The organism is Sphingopyxis sp. (genome assembly GCF_036402335.1).
In the GTDB taxonomy this organism is placed as follows: Bacteria; Pseudomonadota; Alphaproteobacteria; order Sphingomonadales; family Sphingomonadaceae; genus Sphingopyxis.
This window is the reverse complement of the sequence record NZ_DASWTD010000195.1, coordinates 1-5111: the sequence shown is the minus strand read 5'-3', so window position 1 is coordinate 5111 and position 5111 is coordinate 1. Positions and strand designations below refer to the sequence as shown.

Annotated in this window: 3 protein-coding genes; all 3 read left to right on the top strand. The window is 64.3% G+C overall.

The window, feature by feature from the left end:
• Nucleotides 1-830, top strand: an 830-nt coding sequence (locus VGD20_RS06165; protein WP_331133612.1) for an aldehyde dehydrogenase family protein, incomplete at its 5' end; no start/stop codon positions are given.
• A gap of 26 nt (nt 831-856) precedes the next feature.
• Complete coding sequence (locus VGD20_RS06160) at nt 857-1846, top strand: hypothetical protein (RefSeq protein WP_331133611.1); 990 nt, start codon at nt 857-859, stop codon at nt 1844-1846.
• 272 nt (nt 1847-2118) lie between these two features.
• Nucleotides 2119-5058: a TonB-dependent receptor domain-containing protein gene (locus VGD20_RS06155; protein ID WP_331133610.1), complete on the top strand. Its 2940-nt coding sequence runs from the start codon at nt 2119-2121 to the stop codon at nt 5056-5058.
• Nucleotides 5059-5111 lie beyond the last annotated feature (53 nt).

Genomic DNA, 5111 nt, shown 5'->3' with positions numbered 1-5111 from the left:
TCAGCGCGACGGGCAGCGTGCGCATGGGGCAGGATGTCGGCGCGCGCGTCCAGCGGCGCTTCGGGCGTGCGGTGCTCGAACTTGGCGGCAACAATGCCGCGATCGTCGCGCCGAGCGCCGACATCGGGCTCGCGCTGCGCGGCACGATCTTCGCCGCGACGGGCACCTGCGGCCAGCGCTGCACCTCGCTCCGCCGCCTGATCGTCCATGAGAGCATCCGCGCCGATTTCGTGAAGCGGCTGATCGCGACGGCGGACAGCCTCAACATCGGCAGCCCGCTGGCCGACGCGACGCACGTCGGTCCGCTGATCGACAAGGCGGCGTTCGACGCGATGCAGCGCGCGCTCGAGCAGGCGCGTGTCGAGGGCGGAACCGTCCATGGCGGCGAACGGATCGAGATCGCGGGTTCGCCGGACGCGTATTACGTCCGCCCCGCGATCGTCGAAATGCCCGCGCAGAGCGCTATCGTCCGCGAAGAAACATTCGCACCGATCCTGTATGTCCTGTCCTATTCGACGATCGACGAGGCGATCGCGCTGCAAAATAGCGTGCCGCAGGGGCTGTCGTCGTGCATCTTCACCAGCGACGTGCGCGAGGCGGAATTTTTCCAGTCGGCCGAGGGCAGCGATTGCGGCATCGTCAACGTCAACATCGGGACGAGCGGCGCCGAGATCGGCGGCGCGTTCGGCGGCGAGAAGGTGACGGGGGGCGGGCGCGTGTCGGGATCGGACAGCTGGAAAAACTATATGCGCCGCGTGACCGCGACGGTGAATTATTCGACGTCGCTCCCGCTGGCGCAGGGCGTGAAATTCGATCTCGACATCGACTGAGACATATTTGTTGGAGGAGGTTTAAAATGGTCCCCGGGAAACTGAAATGGCTGGCTTCGGCTGGCTTGCTGATGCTGGCGATGCCGCTGGCCGCGGCGGCGCAGGAAAGCGTTCAGGGCACCTCGCTGCTCGGCAAGCCGATGGTCACGACGCAGACGCGCAACGCCAATGTCGCCGCGACCGAGACGCTCGACCGCGCCGCGCGCGATGCCAGGGCGGCCTATGAGGCCAATATGACGGTCGACAGCGCGACCTGGTACGGGCGCATCCTCTTCTATCAGGGCTATTCGAAGGAATCGGCGGCGGTCTATGATCAGGCGCTGAAGCGTTTCCCCAATTCGGGCAAGCTGCTGCGCCACCGCGCGCACCGCGCTTTCTCGCTGCGCGAATTCGACAAGTCGATCGAACTGGGGCTGAAGGCGGCGAAGCTGTACGAGAACCAGCCGCTCGAACGCGAAAAGCCGGGTCCCGACTATTTCCCGGGCGACCCCGATGTCGTGCAATATTATCTCTATTATCACCTCGGCCAGGCCTATTTCGCCAAGCATGATTTCGACAATGCCGCGAAATGGTTTGCCAAATCGGCGGAGTCGGCGGCCTTTACCCACGATGTCGAGGCGCGCACCGCGAACGGCTATTGGGAATATCTGTCGCTCGCGCGCGCCGGGAAGCTGCGCGAGGCACAGGCGCTGCTCGACGATTATGACCTGACCCTGTTCGAGGTCCATCCGAAGGGCGGGTCGGACACCTATTTCGACGGGCTGCAGCTGTTCAAGGGCCACCGCGCCGCCGACAGCTTCTTCAGCGACAAGGACAGCGGCCGTGCGTTCGCGACCGCTGACGGGGTTGCGGCGTCGACCGCCTACAGCCTTGCCAATTACTATATCCTGCGCGGCGAGCCCGAGAAAGCGAAGCCGTGGCTGCAACGCTCGATCAACGTCGACAGCTGGGGATTCTTTGCGCGCATCCAGGCTGAGGCCGACTGGTTGCTGCTGTTCCCGGGCGAGCAGCCCTGAGCGGATGGGCCGGGATCGTGACGGCGTTCGGGAAACGCACGCCGTCGAGATCCCTGTGGCCGAACCATTGCCGGCGCCTGCCCCCAGCCGAAGGGCCGGGGCGAGTCTCGAACAGGAAGGAGCGCGCGAGTGCCCGCCGTTGGCCGCGCACACTCGCGGCCCGAAGGAGCAATTAGACAGTTGACTAACAAGTAACGCTTCCACATCCTGCCCCCTCATTCCGGATTGAAACGAGGATCGAGAGTCGAACGACGCGACAAGGGGGTTGCAGCATGAGGCCTTTGCTTTTCATTTCCGCCCTTCTGGCCAGTACCAGCTGGACCATCCCCGCGGCCGCGCAGCAGCAAAACCCGCCCGATACCGGTCAAACCGGGGACGAGGTCGCCGCCAATCCGCGCGACGACATCGTCGTCACCGGGACACGTATCGCCCGGCCCGAACTCGATTTCCCCAATCCGGTCACATCCTATTCGGCGGCGACGATCGAACAGTCGGGGCAGACCAGCCTCGCCGATTTCCTCGTCCAGAGCCCGGCACTGGTCGGCTCGCGCACCGGCGACCTGACCGGCGGGTCGAACCCCGATTTCGGTGAAGCGGGGCTCGACCTGCTCAACCTGCGCAATCTCGGCACCGATCGCACGCTGGTGCTTGTCGACGGACGGCGCCATGTGTCGGGGCTCGCGGGGTCGGCCGCGGTCGACATCAACGCGATCCCGACCGACCTGGTCGAGACGGTCGACGTGCTGACGGGCGGCGCCTCGGCCATCTATGGCGCCGACGGCGTGTCGGGGGTGGTCAACTTCCGGTTGAAGCATGATTTCGAGGGGCTGACCGCGCGGGGTCAGATCGGCATTTCGGATTATGGCGACGGCGGCAACCAGTTCGGCGCGGTCACCTGGGGCCAGAATTTTGCCGAAGGGCGCGGCAATATCGCCATCGCCTATGAATATAATCGCGATGCCCGCGTGTCGGACCAGGACCGGCCCTATCTGCGCAACCCGGTGTCGGGCGCGCTCTATCGCAACCAGGGCGACATTCCCGACGATCCCGATATCCCCGACTATATTCCCTATAACAATGTCCGCTATGCCGACAGTTCGCGTTTCGGCGCGGTCGACGTCGATTTCGACCTGGCCGGCGATTTCGAGGGCAATGGCCGCGTCTATGACCGCGGGCTCGTGCTCGAGGAATCGGGCGGTTATACGCAGGGCGGATCGAGCACGCCGGTCGACGGTTATCAGGGCGACCTGTTCCCCGGGATCGAGCGCCATCTGGTCAACGCGCTCGGCCATTATGAATTCAGCGAGGCGTTCAACGTCTTTGCCGAGGGTAAATATGTCCGCACGCGGACGACCAACCTCGCGCAGCCCAATTATGATTTCTATCTGTTCCAGACCGCCGAAAACCCGTTCATGCCGCAGTCGATCCGCGACGCGATCATCCCCGGCGCCGCGGCCGAATATTTCGAGGATCCCGACTCGCCGGACGGCGTGCTGATCACCCGCGACAATTTCGACATGGGGATCAACACCGAGGATGTGACGCGCAAGACACTGCGCGCGGTGATCGGGGCGAACGGCAAGATTTCGGACCATGCGAAATATGAGCTGTCCTATGTCTATGGCCAGACCAGGACGCGCGTACTGACGCGCGGCAACCGGCTGGAGGCGCAGTGGCAGGCGGCAATCGACGTGGTGACCGACCCCGACACCGGGCTGCCCGTGTGCCGGTCGAGCCTCGATCCCGATGCGCCACCCGAACTCGCGGGCTGCATCCCCTATAATATCTATGGCGACGGGGTGCGCGATCCGGCGGCGATCGATTTCGTGACGACCGACAGCCTCAGCTTCTCGAAGGTCACGCAGCAGGTCGTCTCGGGTTCGATCTCGGGCGATTTCGGCGCCTTCTTCGAACTTCCCGGCGGCCCCGTCGGTTTCGCGATCGGCGCCGAATATCGCCGCGAGCGCAGCCGCTTCGATCCCGATCCGCAGATTTCGGAAGGGCTGACCTGGGCGGGCGCGGTCCAGCCCGCGTCGGGCGGCTTCAGCGTCAAGGAAGCCTTCGCCGAACTCAACGTCCCGCTGCTCAAGGACCTGCCGTTCGCACATTTGCTGTCGTTCGGCGCGGCGATCCGCTTTTCGGATTACAGCACGATCGGCAACACGACGACGTGGAAGGTCGACGGCGTCTATGCGCCGGTGCGCGATATCTCGTTCCGCGCGACCTATTCGCAGGCGGTGCGCGCGCCGAATATCGCCGAGCTGTTCGCGCCCGCCAGCTCCTCCTACAACTTCATCGTCGATCCGTGCGACACGGCGGAAACGAACAACGGCACCGCGAACCGCGAGGCGAATTGCGCGGCGCTGCTGACGTCGCTCGGGGTCGATCCGACCACCTTCAGCCCGTCGAGCACGCCGCAGGCGAGCGTGTTCACCGAGGGTCTGGCCGGCGGCAACCCGAACCTTAGCGAGGAAACCGCGAAGACCTGGACCGCGGGTGTGGTGCTGCGCCCGAGCTTCCTGCCGGGCTTCAGCCTGTCGGCCGACTGGTACGACATCAAGATCAAGGATGCGATCAACACCCCCGAGGCCGAGGAACTGGCCGAGCTGTGCGTCGACCAGCCGACGATCGACAACCAGTTCTGCCCCGGCATCACGCGCGATCCCGATACGGGCTATATCATCGGTTTCAACGTCAAGCCCGACAATGTCGCGGGGTTCCGCACCGCGGGGCTCGACGTGTCGCTCGCCTATCGTCTGCGCACCGATCATCTCGGCACGTTCAACGTCTCGCTGGTCGGCAATTATCTCGACCGGCTCGAGTTCATCGCGAGCCCGGGCGCGACGCTCGATTCGGATCGCGGCGAGCAATATATTCCCAAATATAGCGCGAGCTTCGACCTCAACTGGCAGAAGGGGCCGGTGACCGTCGCTTATGGCATCACCTGGTTCGCGAAGACTGACCGCTTCACGTCCGAGGATCTGGCCGGCGACCCCGATTACAGCGACCCGCGCTATTTCAAGGTGAAGGAAAAGTGGGAGCATGACCTGCAGGTCGGGGTCGACGTCGGCGACCGCTTCAATTTCTATGCGGGGGTGAACAACCTGTTCGATGAGAAGCCGGCGTTCGGATATAGCAGCTACCCCGTTTCGGCGATGGGCCGCTATTATTACGCCGGGGTGAAGGTTGAACTGGGCCCGCTGTTCAAATGAGCGCGGGCGGGGCGCAGGGTTTTTCGGGGGAGGTTTGACATGCGGGGTCCAAT

Bases quoted from the DNA above. Each gene is read 5' to 3' on its own strand.
- VGD20_RS06160 (WP_331133611.1), top strand. From the start codon at position 857: ATGGTCCCCGGGAAACTGAAATGGCTGGCTTCGGCTGGCTTGCTGATG.
- VGD20_RS06155 (WP_331133610.1), top strand. From the start codon at position 2,119: ATGAGGCCTTTGCTTTTCATTTCCGCCCTTCTGGCCAGTACCAGCTGG.